This window comes from Pseudomonadota bacterium (assembly GCA_034660915.1).
Classification (GTDB): domain Bacteria; phylum Desulfobacterota; class Anaeroferrophillalia; order Anaeroferrophillales; family Anaeroferrophillaceae; genus DQWO01.
This window is the reverse complement of sequence record JAYEKE010000048.1, coordinates 42,427-59,860: the sequence shown is the minus strand read 5'-3', so window position 1 is coordinate 59,860 and position 17,434 is coordinate 42,427. Positions and strand designations below refer to the sequence as shown.

The 17,434-nt window shown below is 49.7% G+C and carries 18 protein-coding genes and 1 tRNA gene (1 of these 19 cut by a window edge); 13 read left to right on the top strand and 6 right to left on the bottom strand.

Annotated features, from left to right (window positions below; all coding sequences use genetic code 11):
• Positions 1-2: 2 nt before the first annotated feature.
• Positions 3-416 carry a hypothetical protein gene (locus U9P07_03085; protein MEA2108388.1) on the bottom strand — a complete coding sequence of 138 codons (414 nt, stop codon included), beginning with the start codon at positions 414-416 and terminating at the stop codon, positions 3-5.
• A 520-nt stretch (positions 417-936) separates the two neighbouring features.
• Here U9P07_03085 and U9P07_03080 point away from each other — a divergent pair.
• The 3 genes from U9P07_03080 (at position 937) to U9P07_03070 (ending at position 1,544) form a co-directional block, all read left to right on the top strand.
• Positions 937-1,086: a DUF2442 domain-containing protein gene (locus tag U9P07_03080; GenBank protein ID MEA2108387.1), complete on the top strand. Its 150-nt coding sequence runs from the start codon at positions 937-939 to the stop codon at positions 1,084-1,086.
• A 72-nt stretch (positions 1,087-1,158) separates the two neighbouring features.
• A complete protein-coding gene (locus U9P07_03075) occupies positions 1,159-1,368 on the top strand; it encodes a type II toxin-antitoxin system HicB family antitoxin (protein MEA2108386.1) in 210 nt (69 codons plus the stop codon).
• Complete coding sequence (locus tag U9P07_03070) at positions 1,365-1,544, top strand: type II toxin-antitoxin system HicA family toxin (GenBank protein ID MEA2108385.1); 180 nt, start codon at positions 1,365-1,367, stop codon at positions 1,542-1,544. The genes U9P07_03075 and U9P07_03070 overlap by 4 nt, the downstream gene beginning before the upstream one ends.
• Before the next feature lie 237 nt (positions 1,545-1,781).
• On the opposite strand, the gene U9P07_03065 is transcribed toward U9P07_03070, so the two are convergent.
• The 3 genes from U9P07_03065 to U9P07_03055 form a co-directional block, all read right to left on the bottom strand.
• Positions 1,782-1,867 (bottom strand) — tRNA-Leu (locus tag U9P07_03065).
• Positions 1,868-1,988: 121 nt separating this feature from the next.
• Positions 1,989-2,399 (bottom strand): hypothetical protein, encoded by a 411-nt coding sequence (locus U9P07_03060; protein ID MEA2108384.1) that lies wholly within the window; start codon positions 2,397-2,399, stop codon positions 1,989-1,991.
• A complete protein-coding gene (locus U9P07_03055) occupies positions 2,392-2,928 on the bottom strand; it encodes a nitroreductase (GenBank protein ID MEA2108383.1) in 537 nt (178 codons plus the stop codon). Before U9P07_03055 ends, U9P07_03060 begins: the two co-directional genes overlap by 8 nt.
• Before the next feature lie 231 nt (positions 2,929-3,159).
• On the opposite strand from U9P07_03055, the gene U9P07_03050 reads away from it, so the two are divergent.
• From U9P07_03050 to rfbD, 5 genes are all read left to right on the top strand, one after another.
• Entirely contained in the window at positions 3,160-4,620 is a 1,461-nt protein-coding gene (locus U9P07_03050) for a hypothetical protein (GenBank protein ID MEA2108382.1), read from the top strand.
• Between the two features lie 371 nt (positions 4,621-4,991).
• Positions 4,992-6,299: a replication-associated recombination protein A gene (locus U9P07_03045; GenBank protein MEA2108381.1), complete on the top strand. Its 1,308-nt coding sequence runs from the start codon at positions 4,992-4,994 to the stop codon at positions 6,297-6,299.
• 1 nt (position 6,300) lies between these two features.
• Positions 6,301-8,121 (top strand): excinuclease ABC subunit UvrC, encoded by a 1,821-nt coding sequence (gene uvrC / locus U9P07_03040; GenBank protein MEA2108380.1) that lies wholly within the window; start codon positions 6,301-6,303, stop codon positions 8,119-8,121.
• Positions 8,122-8,231: 110 nt separating this feature from the next.
• On the top strand, positions 8,232-9,470 hold the full coding sequence (locus tag U9P07_03035; GenBank protein MEA2108379.1) for a Fic family protein: 1,239 nt from the start codon (positions 8,232-8,234) through the stop codon (positions 9,468-9,470).
• 502 nt (positions 9,471-9,972) lie between these two features.
• On the top strand, positions 9,973-10,842 hold the full coding sequence (rfbD, locus tag U9P07_03030; GenBank protein ID MEA2108378.1) for a dTDP-4-dehydrorhamnose reductase: 870 nt from the start codon (positions 9,973-9,975) through the stop codon (positions 10,840-10,842).
• Position 10,843: 1 nt separating this feature from the next.
• Here the strand turns inward: rfbD and U9P07_03025 are convergent, their stop codons facing one another.
• Positions 10,844-11,644 carry a carbon-nitrogen family hydrolase gene (locus tag U9P07_03025; GenBank protein ID MEA2108377.1) on the bottom strand — a complete coding sequence of 267 codons (801 nt, stop codon included), beginning with the start codon at positions 11,642-11,644 and terminating at the stop codon, positions 10,844-10,846.
• A complete protein-coding gene (locus U9P07_03020) occupies positions 11,641-11,979 on the bottom strand; it encodes an MTH1187 family thiamine-binding protein (protein ID MEA2108376.1) in 339 nt (112 codons plus the stop codon). The genes U9P07_03025 and U9P07_03020 overlap by 4 nt, the downstream gene beginning before the upstream one ends.
• A 317-nt stretch (positions 11,980-12,296) precedes the next feature.
• On the opposite strand from U9P07_03020, the gene U9P07_03015 reads away from it, so the two are divergent.
• The 5 genes from U9P07_03015 to U9P07_02995 form a co-directional block, all read left to right on the top strand.
• Positions 12,297-12,857, top strand: a complete 561-nt coding sequence (locus tag U9P07_03015) for a GNAT family N-acetyltransferase (protein MEA2108375.1) — start codon at positions 12,297-12,299, stop codon at positions 12,855-12,857.
• 54 nt (positions 12,858-12,911) lie between these two features.
• A complete protein-coding gene (locus tag U9P07_03010; GenBank protein ID MEA2108374.1) occupies positions 12,912-14,471 on the top strand; it encodes an adenylate/guanylate cyclase domain-containing protein in 1,560 nt (519 codons plus the stop codon).
• 115 nt (positions 14,472-14,586) lie between these two features.
• Positions 14,587-16,707 carry an anaerobic ribonucleoside-triphosphate reductase gene (gene nrdD, locus U9P07_03005; protein ID MEA2108373.1) on the top strand — a complete coding sequence of 707 codons (2,121 nt, stop codon included), beginning with the start codon at positions 14,587-14,589 and terminating at the stop codon, positions 16,705-16,707.
• A 55-nt stretch (positions 16,708-16,762) separates the two neighbouring features.
• Complete coding sequence (locus U9P07_03000; GenBank protein ID MEA2108372.1) at positions 16,763-17,020, top strand: thioredoxin family protein; 258 nt, start codon at positions 16,763-16,765, stop codon at positions 17,018-17,020.
• 23 nt (positions 17,021-17,043) lie between these two features.
• Positions 17,044-17,434, top strand: partial view of an anaerobic ribonucleoside-triphosphate reductase activating protein gene (locus U9P07_02995; GenBank protein ID MEA2108371.1) — the 5' portion only. It continues 323 nt past the right edge of the window; 391 of the gene's 714 nt are visible here — the first part of the coding sequence; its start codon is at positions 17,044-17,046; its stop codon lies beyond the right edge, outside the window.

The following is a 17,434-nucleotide window of genomic DNA, read 5'->3' as shown; positions in this document are numbered from 1 at the left end:
TTTTACCCTTTCGAGACCAGAGCAGCATCACCTCCCTTTTTGGTGGACGGCTTCTGATTTTTTTGGTGGGATTCCTGATTATCCCAATGGGTTTCCGGTTGTTTGCTCTGAAACCAATCTTTGCGTTGTTTCCTGTATTCATGCCAGGACATGAAAAGACCACTGTCCGGTAAAGCCGCCTCCAAAGAATCGGCCAGGGATTTGCACACCAGCCGACGATTCCTGCGAGTGATTTTTTCCCCCTCCCCGACGGAATAAATGTCGACTTCGTCTTTCGGCCCCAGTTGGCTCAACAATCTTTCAAGGGTGCCGGGTTTGCTTCTCAGATCCTTGATGGCACGGTTGGCAACGCCGATATTGAGCAGGAAAGACTCTTCGGTGGGAATTTCGATGCCGGTCAAGTAACATTTCGCCATGATGCCCCCTCCTTTCTTGTTGAAATTTTATTGACATGTATTTTATAATAATTTTAATCATGCTTTCTTTCTTTGTAAATATTTATTCGATGATTACAGTAAGATAGAGTCCAATTGGAGTTTGTGATTGGAGTAAAGAGTGGAATATCTTTCGCATCAGGAAGTTTCAGAGAAAAAAACGGAAATTCAGTTGGTACATTAAGTGGTGGGATGCAAAACGGAAAAAGTATGTGTATGTCTACAGGGAGACCAACCGGCAGCATTATGTCCTCCTTTGCAGGAAGAGAGAGTGGAAGGTCTGGCAAAATCTGCGTCCTTCACCACGGTCGTCAACCCCCAGACGTTGGAAAAAGAGGCGAGGTTAAGCTAAGCCGTATATGGTTGATAAATGCCCGGTATTTTGTTAGAAGCAATGAATCATGAATCCTGCTTTTTTCTACAAAATACAAGTCCGTTAATAGATTTTTTAATGCGATTTCCCGGAATTGGAGTTATAGGAAGTGAGAGTTAAGGAGGGAGAATATGTGGGAAAGGACCGGTATTTTCATCCCTCAAAAATTTGAATTTGTTTAAACAGGCATTTATTGAAGGTGGAACTATTGTTTGGCCTAATGGCGCTGATATAGCTCCTGAAAGTTTATATGAAAAATGCGAACAAAAAGGGAAATAGGAATTTTATGTTTGCTACGTTGCAAAGTCAAATTATTCTATAGATAAAAAAGGATAAACGGAGGCCTGAAAAATGAAGCGTTTTTTTACTCTTGAATATTGGCGGGATGATGGTTGGTTTGTGGGTAAATTAAAAGAAATACCTGGAGTATTCAGCCAGGGGGAAACGTTGGAAGAATTGAAAGTAAACATAATAGACGCCTATCAAATGATGTTGGAATCTTCCGATTTGGAGGTGGAACATCCTGTCTCTGCTTATGTGGAGGTTGGGGTGGAGGTGTGAAACGCAATCTTTTTTTAAAACAGCTTGCCAGGGAAGGATGTTACCTTAGACGTCATGGCAGCCGGCATGATATTTACGCAAATTCTGTTACCGGGAAACAAGCTCCTGTTCCGAGACATGCAGAAATTAAAGAATCACTCGCACGCTTAATTCGTAAACAACTCGGATTGAAATAATATAAAGGGCCACCCCTCTGTGACAATGCCGATTTTTCCAAATGTGAAGGAACACGTGGCGAGGCTCTATCCCGGCCTGTTTTAATACCGCCTTGTTTAATAGGGAGCTTTTCTCGTCGCAGGTAAAGCACTCTTCGGCTTTTTCGAGCACCCGTTTGGTAAAGAACTCGTTGATATCGCCGCGTTATAAAAAGAAAAGGCTTGTAACCGATTAAAGTTACAAGCCTTATTCGTATATGGTGCCGAAGGCCGGACTCGAACCGGCACGGGCGTAACCCACCACCCCCTCAAGATGGCGTGTCTACCAGTTCCACCACTTCGGCAAGTATAGCGCCGTTCATAAACTATCCGCTTCAGCTTTGTCAATGATTTTCTCCGGTTCAATTGCCTTCAGGATCAGTGAAGATGTTGGCTGAATGGCGCGCGGATTGGTGTATTTGTCGGTTAAATGCGGGTATCAAAAAGAGTTCCCATACCGGTGATGGCTTCCAGAATAAGCTTTTTTAGTCGTTCAGGTGAGTGGATGAAACGTTCACTGATCAGTTGACATACCTGTTGGTTGGTGCCGCAGTCATAGGCCCGCAGCATGAAACCTTCAGGAACTTCAAGAAAAGAAAAATTAATTTCCTTCCCCTGCTCCTTCAATCGATGGCTCAGGCGATCCAGCAGGCGAATGATTTCCTGGTACATGCTTCGCTTGGACTGAATATTGCCGTCTTTACGGCGTTGATTTCGCCGATTGAGCTGCCGGCTGAGCACTTTTGTCCGCCCCCGTTCGGCCAGGGTGGCGGCGGAAGGGGCCGTGGATGGAGTAACCTGGAAATAACCTGATTTCAGCAAACTGTCTTCAGCCATTTTTGCCTTCCTGGTAAAGAATCAGTTCGTCAAGGGGTTTGCGGGAGGCCGGTTTGGGTCGATAGTCGGATGCCGGATAACCCAGTGCCACTACCGCCATTAATTCATATCTTTTGTTTAACTGCAAAATGTCAACCACCTTTGCTCCGTTCTTGAGAATTTCTCCCAGCCAGACAGCCCCTAAATCATGGCTGTGAGCCGCCAGCAGCAGGTTTTGTAGGCAGGCGCCAACCGCCTGAATATCCTTTTCCCGGTGGTAGAGGGATTCAGTATCCAGGAGAACAATAATCAGTACCGGAGCAGAGCGGATAATGCCATGATAATGGGTTAATTGGGCCATCTCATCTTTCAAATCCTGTCGTCGGACAATGGCAAAGCGCCAGGGTTGATTGTTGAGCCCTGATGGTGCCAGCCGCCCGGCCTCCAGCAATATGTCAACCAGTTCGTTGGGAACGGGTCTGTCATCAGCAAATTTGCGGATGCTGCGCCGCTTAAGGATTGCTTCCATCACCTGGTTGTTTTGCATCATTTTGAACTCCTAATAAATGATTTTCCTGTAAACCGGATTTCCATGTCAACCTTACTCTTCATATAAACTAACGGCCCCGATGAAACAAGTCAATAGTTAACACCATATCTTTGCATGACGATAATGAGTTGACCAAGTCGAATTAATTGCTTATAAATGAGTTTGAATGTCCTTTTATGGGGTAAGGTTTAAGTTTGTCCTGATCACTAACCACTATTATGGTGCAGGCCGGTGGCTTTCTATTTTCCGGAGCAACTTCGTTCGACTCGTTACGAGGGGATTTATCAGCGTTTGAATGCGGTTGAGCGTTTAATGTTGTTGCGTGAATTTATCGGCGTTACTTATCGGCGGCGTTTTCTCTACTTTAAAAATCAAAGTATCCACTCCCGGGCTCCGGCCCCTTTTCGCCATAACCTTGGGATTGCTACTGATCGTCAATATCGTCGCCTGATGATAAGCCGTCGGGTCTGGCGTCAGCAAGAGATTCTCTATCCCTACCTCAGGCTGATCTTCCGCCACTTTTTTTTCGGTTATCTGGTTCAAGGGGCTCGCCGAGCTCTTGATCTGGAACGTCTGCCGTATCACTCGCCGGACTGTTATTACGATTTCATCCCTAATCTGGCGGCGATGAGCTGGTTTAATCGTCAGCGGACACAGTATGACCCCATGATTGATTCTTTGATCGAGCAAGTGGTTGCCGAGAATCAACGCAGTCTCTATGTCTACGCCCTGCTGACGGCCATCCTGATAAAAGAGGTCTTACCATTCACAGAGATGGGCTCGATGGCACAAGAGCTTTTTGCTCTTCACAGCCGGCCTGGCAATACCCCGATCGGGGTCGAATTGGAGTTCAGTAATCTGGGGCGTTTCGCGACCTTTGATCAACCCTTGAAGGGTGGAAGAAGTGATTCTCTCTTTCAGAATATGCACTATTATGAAGCCTTTTTTCTTGATGATGTCAGTTGGCGTCTGGGGGGCTATCTTGATAGCCATATTCGCGGTCGCTCTCTTTTGTCTTTTCCCCGGATCGGCGCCCAGCCGGGCGGTTTTTATGAGTATTCACTGGTTCGTCTTGACTATCCCCGCAGTTTTTCGATGCCGCTCTCGATGGATCCCGGCCTCGTTGCTCTTTATATAGGTGAGGTGATTAATTTTGTTGCCGAGATCAAACCGCACAGTCTGCACCTCAATTTCGAAAAAATTGCTTTTGGTGAGCTTCGGCCTCAATTGGAGGATTATCTTTGTCTTTTTCTCTTAGGTGGTGATTTGGGACGAAATGAGCAAGGAGAGTGGCGCGAACGGCGGCTGGCTAATAACGAGTTGCGTGGAGTTATTCAGAGACGTAAACATCGTCCCGCGGAGGGGCAGACCGCCAAAGAGGTGGTTGAGTACGCTTTCCTGCGGCTCTGGGCTTCGGGGAATCGTGATTATGGCTATTATCCGGTCTTAATGGCCTTCAAAGGCTTTCAATACGGTTTTAATATCGATTTAAGCTGCCGCGACCAGGTTCAGGGAATGCTCTCCTGGGCCAACAATCCACAGCCCCTGCCTGAGGCGGCGATCGTCAGGTTTCTTGAAACTATCGAGATTGGCTGGCAGCGTGAAGGTGGACACCCGGCCGCAGTCCGGCAAAAGGCGGCGACGGAGATTAAGCGGGTCTTAACCCAACAGAATGCTTTATTGAAAAGTTGAAATAATAGTAACTATTCAGCACATCTTTATGAAGCGCACTGCTCCAAGCAAAACCGGGACTGTCCCCGAGCTTTTTGGTTTAAAAGGGGACTGTCCCAGGCTTTTGCGGCGCATGCCGACATTATTTCATAGTCCGTAAACATCTGGGACAGCCCCCGGTGAAGCTGGGGACAGTCCCGAGTTTACTACTTAAGGTGCAATACAATGTGCTGAATAGTTACAAATAATATTAGTTAGTGTTCATCCGGAAACTACTGTTTCCTGATAAATGCTTTCATCCATCAGCTTTCAGAAAAACAGTGTATAAGTAAATGCTTAAGCTTACTCAGAAACCATCATAATCTTACAGAATACGACTGGATAGTTATAAGATGCCAACATTATTTGGTCATGATCGTAAAATTCTGGCGCCGCTGGCTCACCGCCTGCGCCCCCTTTCTTTTGACGAGCTGGTCGGGCAGGAGCATATTCTGGGGCCCGGAGGGCTTGTCCGGCGTTTTTATGAGGCCGGGCAACTGCCGTCAATGATTTTCTGGGGTGGTCCTGGTTGCGGCAAGACGACTTTAGCCATGGTGCTGGCCCGTAGTGTCGGGGCGGATTTTTACCCGCTTTCCGCGGTTACCGCCGGGGTCGGGGATATTAAAAAAATCAGTAAAAAAGCTCGGGAGAATATGGACCAGTCCCGGAAGACGGTTTTGTTTCTCGATGAAATTCACCGCTTTAACCGGGCTCAGCAGGATATCCTTCTGGGGCCGGTGGAAGAAGGGATTCTTATTCTCCTGGGGGCGACCACGGAAAATCCTTCTTTTTCCGTTATTACGCCTTTGCTTTCCCGCAGCCGGGTGGTGGTGCTTAAACCGTTGACTGAAGAAGATCTGTTGGTTCTTTTAAATCGTGGTCTGGCGTTGTTTCGGGAAAGTATCAATCGTCCGATCTCGGTTGAGAACGATGCCTTGTCGATGCTGGCTGCTTATGCCCAGGGGGATGCCCGCCGGGCTTTGAATTTGTTGGAGACGGTGGTGACCAATCTGCCGGCCGATGTTACTGACATCAGTCCGGAAGTCCTGCAGCCGTTTCTGGGTGAGCGCTGGCTGGCTTATGATAAAAGCGGTGAAGAGCATTTCAACCAGATATCCGCCTTTATCAAAAGTATGCGGGCTGGTGATCCTGATGCTGCTTTGTATTGGCTCGGGCGGATGCTGGAATCCGGGGAAGATCCTTTGTATTGTGCCCGGCGGATGATCCGTTTTGCCAGCGAAGATATCGGCAATGCTTCACCACAGGCTTTGCAGATGGCCATCAACGCCCGGCAGGCCTATGAAATTCTGGGCTCGCCGGAAGGGGAAATGTCCCTGATGCAGGCCGCGGTTTACCTGGCGGTGGCCCCAAAAAGTGATGCGGTTTACCTGGCGTCTAAGCGGGTTAAAGGTGAATTGAAACAGACCGGTAATTTGCCGGTTCCCCTGCAGGTGCGCAACGCACCGTCCAAATTGATGAAAAAACTTGATTATGGCAAAGGCTATGTCAATCCCCACCGGGCGGCTGAGGATGGTGGACCACTGCTGGAATGCCTGCCGGCGGGACTGCGGGAACGGCATTTTTACCGGCCGGGCCATAATGGCTTCGAAGATACCATCTGCCGTCGTCTGCAGGAACGTAAGGGGAAGAAAAAAGGTTGAGATGACAGCTCTGGAAGGGAAAGTTGCTAATTTGCCCTTAGCTCCCGGGGTCTACCTGATGAAAGATGCCCAGGGGAAGGTGCTGTACGTGGGAAAAGCGGTTTCGCTGAAAAAGCGGGTGCAGTCCTATTTTTCCGCTGCTCCCAAAGCGGTCAAAGTCGCGGCCCTGGTGAAGCGCATTCATGAGCTGGAAGTGATGGTGACCGCCAGTGAGCTTGATGCCTTGATTCTGGAAAATACCCTGATCAAGAAATATCGGCCGACCTATAATGTCGAGCTCAAAGATGATAAAAATTATCCCTATGTCCGCCTGCAGGAAAGCCAAACATATCCCCGGCTGGAGATTGTCCGTCACCGGCGCCGGGACGGGGCGCTTTATTTTGGTCCCTACCCATCGGTCGGAGCCCTGCGTGAAACTTTAGCCCTGCTGCAGAAACATTTCTTACTACGCCGTTGTTCCAATCGCCAATTTGTCAACCGGCTGCGCCCTTGTCTTAATTATCAGATGAAACTTTGCCAGGGACCCTGTTGCCAGGAAGTGGATCCGGATACCTATCGGCATCATATTGACCAGGTTATTATGTTCCTGCGGGGAAAAGGACAGCAGGTTGTTGACGGTTTGGCCGCGGAAATGTCCGCATTGGCTGCCGAACAGCATTTTGAAGCTGCCGCGAGTCTGCGTGATACTATTTTCGCCCTGCAGAAAATCATGGCAAACCAGGAAGTTGACAGCGCCGCGGGGGATGATCTGGATGTTATCGGCCTGGCCGGGGATGAAAACCAGGGATTTGCCCTTTACCTGCTTACTATCCGCCGGGGCAAAGTCGTGGGCGGTCGTCCCTTTGCTTTTTACCGTTTTGCCGGTTATGCCGGCGAATTAATTGCTGCTTTTATGCAGCGCTACTACAGTGAAGAAGTCATTCCACCGCCGGTGATTCTGGTTTCCCAGGCGGTTGGTAATCATGAGCTCCTTGAGTGCTGGCTGGGTGCGCTCAGAAAACGTAAAGTTGAATTGACGACTCCCATACGGGGACGAAAAGCGGCTTTGCTGAGCATGGCAACGGATAACGCCCGGGCTTTTTTTCGCCAGCAGCAACAGGATTCAACCGATTTGCAGCAGGTTCTGGCGGCTTTGGGACGCAAAACAGGGATGAAAATGGTGCCGGCAGTTATTGAATGTGTGGATATCTCCAATTTTCAGGGAGATTTTCCGGTTGCCAGCCTGGTGTGTTTTGTCAATGGCCGTCCCCAAAAAGACAGCTACCGCCGCTACCGGCTTGATGAGATTGCTGGACCGGATGATTTTGCCATGATGGCGGCGGTGATGGAACGGCGCTTTGGCTCAGGAGCAGATGCACGGGAAAAACCGGATATGCTGCTGGTTGACGGCGGCAAAGGGCAGCTTTCGGCCGTGGCCCGAGTGCTTGACCGGCTGCAGGTTGATGTTTCTATTGTCGCTATCGCTAAAGGACGTGATAAGCGGGGAAAAAAATCGCGGGCTGCCGTTGATAGTTTTTATATTCGTGATCGCAAAAATCCTTTAAGTATTCATCTCCATTCCGGAGCCTATCTGTTGCTGCAGCAGATTCGTGATGAGGCCCACCGATTTGCCATCAGCTATCACCGGCAGCGGAGCCGGAAAAATCTGACGGAAACTTCCTTGCTGGGGATTCCTGGGATTGGTCCGGTCAGAGCCCGAGGTCTGCTGGAACATTATGGCAGTCTGCAGGGGGTGCAAAAAGCCGGCCTCGAAAGCCTTGAAAGGTGTTCCTTCCTTGATTGGGGAACGGCGTCGAGGGTTTTCCAGTATTTTAAGAGCTGAAAAAGCTGAACCGTACTACAAACTGTAAAATTATCGATCACCATAAACCGGACATGAAAAAGGCAATAGAAGCACTTGTAAGCCGCTTATTTACATGATATACAATAAATATGGATGATAAAAAAACAGACATAAAAACGGACATTAAAGCGACCTTTATAGATGAAGACCGTGGCGAAATCACCGGGCTGATGGAACCGATGCTGGTTGGCGAAGGTTTCAGGTTTCGTCCGGAGTTGACCGACCTCGCGATTGATCTTGCCGCGCGGGCGGCGGGATTTCGCCGGAGTATACCTGAGGGCGTTTTGGTGGCATTGGCTCATCTGGTTCGGGCCATGAACTGCTACTACAGCAATCTGATCGAAGGCCATGACACCCATCCGGTCGACATAGAGCGCGCCCTCAAAAACGATTACAGCGCCGATACCGAAAAACGCAGCCTCCAAATGGAAGCCAAAGCTCATATCGAGGTTCAGCAATGGATAGATGCCGGTGGCCTGCGCGGCCGAGCCGCGACCGCGGAGGGAGTTTGTGAAATTCATCGCCGGTTTTATGCGTCACTACCCGAAGAATTGTTGTGGGTCGAGCATCCCGATACCGGCGAGCGATACCGCGTCATTCCCGGCAAATCGCGAAAAAGAGACGTTAAGGTCGGACGGCACCTCGCGGTCAGCCCCGGCGCGGTTCCGCGCTTTCTGGCACAATTTGAACAAGCCTACAACAAACTCGGCAAAACCGACGCTATCCTGGCGGCGGCGGCAGCCCACCATCGGTTGTTATGGATCCATCCGTTCATGGACGGCAACGGCCGGGTAGCTCGGTTGATGTCTCATGCCATGCTGCTTGAAACGCTGAAAACCGGCGGAGTTTGGTCCATTGCACGAGGTCTTGCCCGCAATGTAGGCATGTACAAATCTCATCTGATCAACTGCGACTTGCCCCGCCGCAACGATCTTGACGGTCGCGGCAATTTAAGCGGGGAAGCCCTTGCCAAATTTACGAAATTCTTTCTGGAAATCTGCATTGACCAGGTAAAGTTCATGGAAGGACTGGTCCAGCCGGATCGGTTACGGAACCGTATCCTGATCTGGACGGAAGAGGAAATCCGTGGCGGAGTGCTGCCGCCGAAATCCGGCATGGTTTTGGAAGCGATACTGTATCGCGGAAAACTCCCGCGCGGAGAAGTCGCAAACCTCTTAAACACCGGCGACCGTCAAGCCCGGCGCATAACGTCTGCCCTGGTCAATGCCGAAATCCTTACTTCCGAAAGCTCTCGAGCACCGCTATACCTTGCCTTCCCCGCCGGATTGGCCTCACGATGGATGCCGGGCTTGTTCCCGGAAAAATAAATGGCAGCTCGCAAAACAGCCGCTTATGCGTCAACGTAAGCGGCATCGAGGGTTTTTCAGTATTTTCGGAGCTGAAAAAGAGACTTGTTTGCATGGCCGGATGTCTGTAGAGAACTTTTTTAATTGCTTGAATCATTGATGGCTATGAGATATTATCCGCTCTTCAGTAACCATAAAAACTCAACTTTCTGACTTGTATTGCCAGGGACATATTAGCAGGATGTTCGGGCTTGGCTCATAGCCTGTCTGCGTGCGGCACGCACAGGCAGGCCATGGACGGCCGGCGAGAATGAGCGAGAGCCATGCCGGAACATCCCCTGGAGATTTCTTTCGCTGTTTTTAGAGCAACTCAGAAAGTTGAGATAAAAATAAATAACGGTATAAGTTATCCGGTATAAGGGGTACGGGAAGACTTTGAAGCTGAAATAATGAAGGTTGAAATATAACTAAGAATATGGGGTTTTTACGAAGCCAGCAAATATTTTCAGAAAGGAAAAGCTAAATGGCGGATAAAATTGTTGTAACCGGTTGCCAGGGAATGCTGGGGCGGGCTGTTATCAGTCTGCTTGAATTAACCTCGACGGAACATGAGGTGGTACCTTTAACCCATGCGGATCTGGATATAAGCAATGATCAGCAGGTTTTGCAGGTCCTGGGTAAAATAAAACCACAGGTTATCATTAATTGTGCTGCTTATACTGATGTTGATGGGGCCGAAGAAGAAAAACACCTGGCCCTGGCGGTTAATGCCCGGGGGGTAAGGAATCTGGCTCTGGCTGCCGCTGAGTACCAGATATTCATTTGCCATTTCAGTACCGATTATATTTTTGACGGCAAAAAGAAGGAACCCTATCGTGAATGGGAAGAACACTGGCCGTTGAATTATTATGGTATGTCAAAGCAGGGCGGCGAAGAAATGCTGGCCAGTCTCTGGGATGGATATGTGCTCATCCGGACCAGCTGGCTTTATGGGCCAGGTGGAAAAAATTTTGTTGATACCGTCAGAAACAAGCTTGAAGCCGGGGAAACATTGCGGGTGGTGGATGATCAGTTTGGGGCGCCAACCTATGTCGGCGATTTGGCTGCCACTGCCATTACCCTGGTCGACCTGCGGGCCCGGGGCAAATATCATTTTACCAATGATGCGGGAAACGGGGTCAGCTGGTATGAGGTGGCCCGGGAAATTGCCTCGATTTCAGGTTATGATCCGGAGCTGATTACTCCGGTCAAAACGGCTGATATTGAACAGGAAGCTGAACGCCCGGCCCACTCGGTGCTGGGGTTGCAGAAAATAAAGGAGATGCTGCCGGCAATGATTCGTTCCTGGAAAGATGCTCTGCGGTCTTACCTCGGGCAGCAACGGCAGAAATAAGTTAATCCTTCCGGTAAACGTCGGGACGGCGATCGGAAAAAATATCAATGGTCTGGCGGGCAGCCCGCAGTTGATTTAAATCCAGTTGACAGTTGAAGCCTCCCTGGTGTCGGGGAGACTTTAGTATTTGTTTTCCCCAGGGGTCATAGACGGCTGAAAGACCGGGGAAAATTTGCTCGGTTTCCTGGCCGATCCGGTTGCAGGCGACAATAAAAAGCTGATTTTCAATCGCTCGGGCCTTAAGCAAAATCTTCCAGTGCGCGGCCCGCTGTTTCGGCCATTGGGCGCTTATGAGCAGTAAGCGGACTCCTCTAAGGGCCAATTGGTGACTGAGCTCAGGAAATCTGAGATCGTAGCAGGTCATCAGGCCCACCGGAATATTTCTTATCCTGCTGATAACCATCTCTTGGCCCGGGCTCAAAAAATCCGGTTCGTTCATCAGCGAGAAAAGATGGATTTTCCGGTAGCGGGAAATGATTTCTCCGGCGGGATCAATCAGGTAAAAGGTGTTGTAGAAGTTTCTGCCTTCCTGCTCCAGCATAGTGCCGCCAATAGCTGTTGATCTCTGGATTGCAATATTGCTCAGCTGCTCCAGCAAGGCTGGGGTGGACTCGGCCAGTCGGGAAAAGTTGGGAAAATCATATCCGGTGCTCCACATCTCCGGCAGCAGAATGAGATCTGTCGACGCATTGAGATCACGGTCTATAAGTTTTTTGACCCGATTGAGATTACGTTTCGGTCGCCCCAGGGAAACATTCATCTGGATCAGGGAAACAGTGAGTTCAGAGATCGGATGGTTCATGGCTGGCATTTTTCCTCGACGGCCTTCACTTTGCCGTTGATGCTCAGTGGTTTATCCCGGCGATCATCTATCTTTATGGTTGTAACCACCCGCTGAGCCCCCATTTCAAATGGCAGTTGATGCAGTTCTTCAGCCAGCCGTAGTAATTCATCTATTTTACCGACCACGATGGTGCCCATGGCGGTTAACTGGTGTTCAAGGCCGGAATCCTTGATCTTCTGCAGGCAGCCGGCCACATAAAGACTGACGCCGGGGGATCTGGTCCCCAGAGGGACGACGCTGATTTCCATCATTGCCATTGTTTTTGTCCATTCCGTGTGCAAGTTAGTTTCCATCCGGAAACTGTTGTTTACCGGATGGGCTGCTAGTGTTCAGTTTTCAGCTCCCAGTTTAACCAGTTGTTTTTTCAATATTTTACTGAAAGCTGACTGCTGATCGCTGAGAGCGTTCATTGGGAAACGAATGTTTCCTGATGAACTCGAACTATAAACGAATTAATCATCCTTGTAAACTTTTGTTGACAGGAGTATATCTTTTTTATAATTGAAGACAGTTATGGATTGATTGGACACTGTTTTTTTATAACTCTGGTTTTGCAGGTTTTGGGATGTATGGGCATAGTCTGAACTGAATATCGTGGATGGAGGAAGGAATGAATCTGAAAGTGTATCGTAAATTTGTACATACCAGCAATCGGCGGCGGGTTTTGATCCGGCCGATGCTTGCGGATGACCGTGAAGCAGTAACCGACATGTTTATGTCGGCATCTGGGGATGACCTTCGTTTCCTGTACGAAGACGTCAAGAACCCGGAGCTCATTGCCTCCTGGTTTGAAAACCTTGATTATGACAAGGTAATGCCGTTGCTGGCGCTGCATAATGATAAACTGGTGGGTGATGCTACCTTGCATCTTCAGCGGGGAGCATCCCGTCATGTGGGTGAGCTGCGTATCTACCTGGCCCCTGAATATCGCGGGGTTGGCCTGGGATCTCTGCTGCTCCAGGAGCTAATCCGGATTGCCGGCACTATTGGTCTGCGCTTTCTGCTGGCCCGGGTAGTTTCAGAACAGCTTTCAGTCATTAAAGCTTTCCGCAAGCTTGGTTTTAAGCGCCAGGCGGAACTGGATGATTTTTTTATGGCAAGTGACGGGTCATTCCATGATGTTTCAATTATGGTGTATCCTTTGTCAGATGAGCAGGAATATGTCTTTTAGGCTGCTTTACAGTTTTTAATCAATATTTTTTCATCCACGTCTTGGTGTTTTCTCATGACCATTGATCAGGGAGCTTCTCCGGAGATTATCGCGAAGTTGCATGGTATCCTGTCCCGACATCAGGATGCTCTCATTTCCCGTTCCGTAGAGGCCGTCTGGTCAAAGATTCCCGCCTATCGTGATCGAGAATTGGAGGAAGTTCAAGCCAGCTTTACCGGCTGCTATCAGGCCTACCTTAAGGTTCTGACTACCGGCGTGTTTGCCCCCATGGAAGATTATATGCACCAGATGGTCAGGCAGCGAAGCGCCGAGCAGGTGCGGCTTTCGGCCATCCAGGGGGCGTTTCTGATTTTTCGCGAGGTCGCGTTCCCCTTGCTGGTCAGTGAACTCGGCGGTGATTACCAAATGGTGGTAGCCTGCCTGAATCATATTCTGGCCGCTGAAAGTCGGGCTTTACGGTTGTTTGCTGATCTTTACCAGGATGCCCTTACCGAAATGCTGCGCCAGACCAATGAGACCCTTTCCCAGCGCAATGAAGAGTTGCAGGTTTTATCAATTTCCCTTGATCATCGGGTAGCTGAAACTACCAGGGAACTGCAGCACAGCCGTGATTTCCTTTCAGAAATTATTGAAAATCTCAAAGCCGGTCTGATTGTTGTTTCCGAAAATCTCGAAATCATGATGTTTAACCAGGCTATGGAGAAGATTGCCGGTATCCCGCGTGCGGATGCCCTGGGTCAGCGGGTGGATGACTTTCTGCAACGCTGGAATAATATTTCTTTTTCCCAGCTGAAAGAACAGCTGAACGTCCATGAGGACGTGGCGGTTTTAAAAGTTCATGGGCTGGGTGAGTCCCATGATCGGGCTGCGGGTCATTTTGATCTTCGGATGGGAGAAAGGGTTGATGCGGCCGGCGCATCCCAGGGTTATCTTATTCTGATTGATGATATTACTGATCGTGAGCTGTTGCTTCACTCTCTTTCCTGCTATGTCAGTCCCAGGGTGGCGGAGGGTGTGCTGGGGGCTAAAAATCCCATCAGTCTTGCGGGTTCAAGGGAGCTGGTTACGGTTCTCTTTGCCGATTTACGGGGTTTTTCTTTCCAGAGCCGGAAAATGTCCCCGGAGGAAATGGTCGAGCTGTTGAACGCTTACTTCGGTATTATGGTTGAAGTGGTCTCCCGCTATGAAGGAACGCTGGATAAATTCATCGGTGACTGCGTGATGGCGTTATTCGGGGCGCCCGTGGCCATTGAAGATGATGCCGTAAAAGCGGTGCAGTGTGCTGTGGATATGCAGGATGAAGTCAGCCGTTACAGCCGCCGCCAGAAGCAACAGGGGAATCCTTACCTCTATCTGGGGATTGGCATCAACCGGGGAGAGGTACTGGTAGGTAATATTGGTTCTCCCCGGCGGATGGATTATACCGCCATTGGCGAGACGGTAAATCTGGCCGCCCGATTTCAGGAATATGCCCGGGGCGGCGAGATTATTGTCAGTGATTCCGTCTATCAGTGTGTGAAAGAGAAATTTCAGGTCAAGGCCCTGGCGCCCGGGATCATCAAGGGAGCGAATTCACGGATTCCGCTTTATGTTGTTGATGGTTATGGGTTTTAACGTTTTTTTGTAAACATTTTGCTTTTAACTTCCAGTTGCCGAGATTGGGGACAGATACTTAGCTCTGTCCCCATGCGAAGCATAACTATTGAATTTTTTATTGGAAAGGTGTCTGATGACTCGCAGAGCGCAATTGAAAATGATCGATAAGGAAGGGCAGCCTGGCCGGGAAACTACGGACATGACGTTGTTCCAGGTCCGGACGTCGGAAGAGGATATTTCGTCCTGGGACCGGCGCCGGATTACGGAAGCTCTGCTCCGGGAGACTAACCTGGATGAGCCGGTAGCGAAAAAGGTCAGTATGGCCGTGGAGGAGGCGGTTTTTGCCGCTGATCTCAAGTTTATTTCCGCCCCCCTGATTCGTGAACTGGTGGATGCCAAGCTGATAGAAATGGGTCTTGAGCAGGCTCGCATTATGCACACCCGTTTGGGGATGCCGATTTTTGACGTGGAGCAGCTGATTGTCAATCCCAATCGGGAAAATGCCAATGTGCCTCACGGGCCCGAAGCCACCAATCTGACCTTGGCCGAAAGTATTAAAAAGGAATATGCACTTTTAAGGGTTTTTTCCGAAGATGTTAGTGATGCCCATATGCGGGGCGATCTGCATCTCCATGACCTGGGATTTATTGACCGTCCATATTGCAGCGGCCAGTCCCTGGAATACATTAAAAAATTTGGTTTGAGCCTGCCCAATGCTCTGGCCATTGCCAAACCGGCCAGACATCCCGAGGTGCTGCTGGCTCATATGATGAAATTTTCAGCGGCACTACAGAGCAATTTTGCCGGCGCTATCGGCTGGGACGCGGTTAATCTCTTTTTTGCCCCCTATCTTGAAGGACGCAGCGACCGGGAAGTGCGGCAACTGGCACAGATGATGGTCTATGAATTTTCGCAGCAGGCGGTGGCCCGGGGTGGTCAGGCGATTTTCAGTGATCTCAATTTGTACTGGGAAGTACCCAAACATTTTGCCGACGTTCCGGCCATTGGCCCGGGCGGGGAGTTGACCGGCAAAACCTATGGTGATTATGAACGGGACGCTCAGCGTTTTGTCTGGGCTCTTTTTGATGTTTACCGTGAAGGCGATGGTGCCGGCCGGCCGTTCTTTTTCCCCAAACCCTTGGTGCATATGACCGAAAAATTCTTTGTTACCGAAGGACATGAGCGCTTCCTTGAGCATATCTGCGATGTGGCAACCGAAATGGGTAATACTTATTTTGTCTTCGACCGGGGTGATACGGCCAAAATTTCAGAATGTTGCCGACTGAGTTTTAAGCTGGATGAAAATGACCTTGAGGATGCTAAACAGCCGTGGAAAATGCGTTATTCCGCCCTGCAGAATGTGACCTTGAATCTGCCTCGCCTGGGCTACCGGGCTAAAAGGGATGATGCCAGGTTGTTGGAAATGCTGGCTGAAATGCTGGAACTGGCAGTCAAGGCGCATTTGCAGAAAAGGGCCTTTATTGAAAGGTTATTGTCCCTGGGTGATCAGGCTCCGCTGGGTCTGCTGACCATGAATCGGGATGGGAGCTCTTACCTGCGGATGCCAAGAGCTTCCTATCTTATTGGGATGGTCGGGCTGAACGAACTGGTTCAGATTCATCTTGGGAAACAGATGCATGAATCCAAAGCGGCTTTTAAATTCGGGCTGAAAATCATTTCCCAGATGAAAATCCTGACGGAAAAGTTGAGTCGCCGGCACGGTATGCATTTTGTCCTGGAACAGACGCCGGCCGAAAGTACGGCTTATCGTTTTGCCCGCCTGGATCTCAAATATCATGCCCCCCATTCCGGGGCCGTGATCAAAGGTGATATCTCTTCCGGGGAGGTCTATTATTCTAACTCCACTTATATGAATGTTGGCTGTGAGATGAATCCTCTGGAACGGATTGAGCTTGAAGGACGCTTTCATCCGCTGATTGCGGCTGGAGCGTTGACCCATGTCTGGCTGGGAGAGTCGAAGCCGGATAGTGCATCATTAGCTAACCTGGTGGAAAAGATTTTTCGTAATACGTTGAATGACCAGGTAGCTTTTTCGCCTGATTTCACCTCCTGTAATGCCTGCAATAAAACCTCCCGGGGGTTGTTTGCCGAGTGTCCCCATTGTGGTTCGGAGGAGGTTGACGGCATTACCAGGATAACCGGCTATTTTACTAAAATATCCAGCTGGAATAAGGGCAAGCTGGGTGAGCTGCATGATCGATTCCGCAGCCGGAATGGTTCTGCTCTGCAATAAGCGCTCGTGCAGACCCTCCTGGTTGAATTTCTGCCAGGTCGGAGGAAAAAATGCTATGGGAAGGCAAATCCTGGTTTTTATCAAAAGAGATTGCCCCCGCTGTCCGGAAGCTAAAGTCCTGGCTGAAAGGCTGCGGAAAAAGGGGCAGATGGTAAGTCAGTTTGATATAGGTACCGTTGATGGCCTGGCCGAAGCGAGTTTTTATGGGGTGATGGCGACACCGACAAAAATTATTGTTGACGGTGATGAGGCACTGCTGGCGGCCTGGCGGGGAGTTGTTCCTGCGGGAAATGAGCTGTTTGAATTTTTGTAATTGATGATGGTAAACGGCTTTTTGTGGATATTCGGATAAAAGGTTTTATTGAAAGTTCGTGCTCGGACTGGCCGGGACAGGTTGTCGCGGTTATTTTTTTGCCCGGCTGTAATTTTCGCTGTCCTTACTGCCATAATTATCCGTTGGTGCTCAACCCTGATGAAGGTGAAACTTTTACCCTGGCATATGTGTTTCAACGCTTGGCTGTACTGCGCTCCTGGTTGGACGGGGTTTGTGTTTCCGGCGGGGAGCCGACTTTGAGTGCTGGGCTGGCGGGTCTTTGTGGAAAAATAAAAGAAGCCGGTCTGCTTTGTAAGCTGGATACCAACGGCTCCCGCCCCCGGGTGCTGCAGGAGTTGCTGGCCGGGGATCTTATCGATTTTGTTGCTATGGATGTAAAGGCTCCGTTACTGG

What these genes read in the sequence shown, in the direction of transcription:
- U9P07_03085 (MEA2108388.1), bottom strand. Translation starts at nt 416, where the DNA reads ATGGCGAAATGTTACTTGACCGGCATCGAAATTCCCACCGAAGAGTCT.
- U9P07_03075 (MEA2108386.1), top strand. Translation starts at nt 1,159, where the DNA reads ATGAAGCGTTTTTTTACTCTTGAATATTGGCGGGATGATGGTTGGTTT.
- U9P07_03060 (MEA2108384.1), bottom strand. Translation starts at nt 2,399, where the DNA reads ATGGCTGAAGACAGTTTGCTGAAATCAGGTTATTTCCAGGTTACTCCA.
- U9P07_03055 (MEA2108383.1), bottom strand. Translation starts at nt 2,928, where the DNA reads ATGATGCAAAACAACCAGGTGATGGAAGCAATCCTTAAGCGGCGCAGC.
- U9P07_03045 (MEA2108381.1), top strand. Translation starts at nt 4,992, where the DNA reads ATGCCAACATTATTTGGTCATGATCGTAAAATTCTGGCGCCGCTGGCT.
- uvrC (MEA2108380.1), top strand. Translation starts at nt 6,301, where the DNA reads ATGACAGCTCTGGAAGGGAAAGTTGCTAATTTGCCCTTAGCTCCCGGG.
- U9P07_03035 (MEA2108379.1), top strand. Translation starts at nt 8,232, where the DNA reads ATGGATGATAAAAAAACAGACATAAAAACGGACATTAAAGCGACCTTT.
- rfbD (MEA2108378.1), top strand. Translation starts at nt 9,973, where the DNA reads ATGGCGGATAAAATTGTTGTAACCGGTTGCCAGGGAATGCTGGGGCGG.
- U9P07_03025 (MEA2108377.1), bottom strand. Translation starts at nt 11,644, where the DNA reads ATGAACCATCCGATCTCTGAACTCACTGTTTCCCTGATCCAGATGAAT.
- U9P07_03020 (MEA2108376.1), bottom strand. Translation starts at nt 11,979, where the DNA reads ATGGAAACTAACTTGCACACGGAATGGACAAAAACAATGGCAATGATG.
- U9P07_03015 (MEA2108375.1), top strand. Translation starts at nt 12,297, where the DNA reads ATGAATCTGAAAGTGTATCGTAAATTTGTACATACCAGCAATCGGCGG.
- U9P07_03010 (MEA2108374.1), top strand. Translation starts at nt 12,912, where the DNA reads ATGACCATTGATCAGGGAGCTTCTCCGGAGATTATCGCGAAGTTGCAT.
- nrdD (MEA2108373.1), top strand. Translation starts at nt 14,587, where the DNA reads ATGACTCGCAGAGCGCAATTGAAAATGATCGATAAGGAAGGGCAGCCT.
- U9P07_03000 (MEA2108372.1), top strand. Translation starts at nt 16,763, where the DNA reads ATGGGAAGGCAAATCCTGGTTTTTATCAAAAGAGATTGCCCCCGCTGT.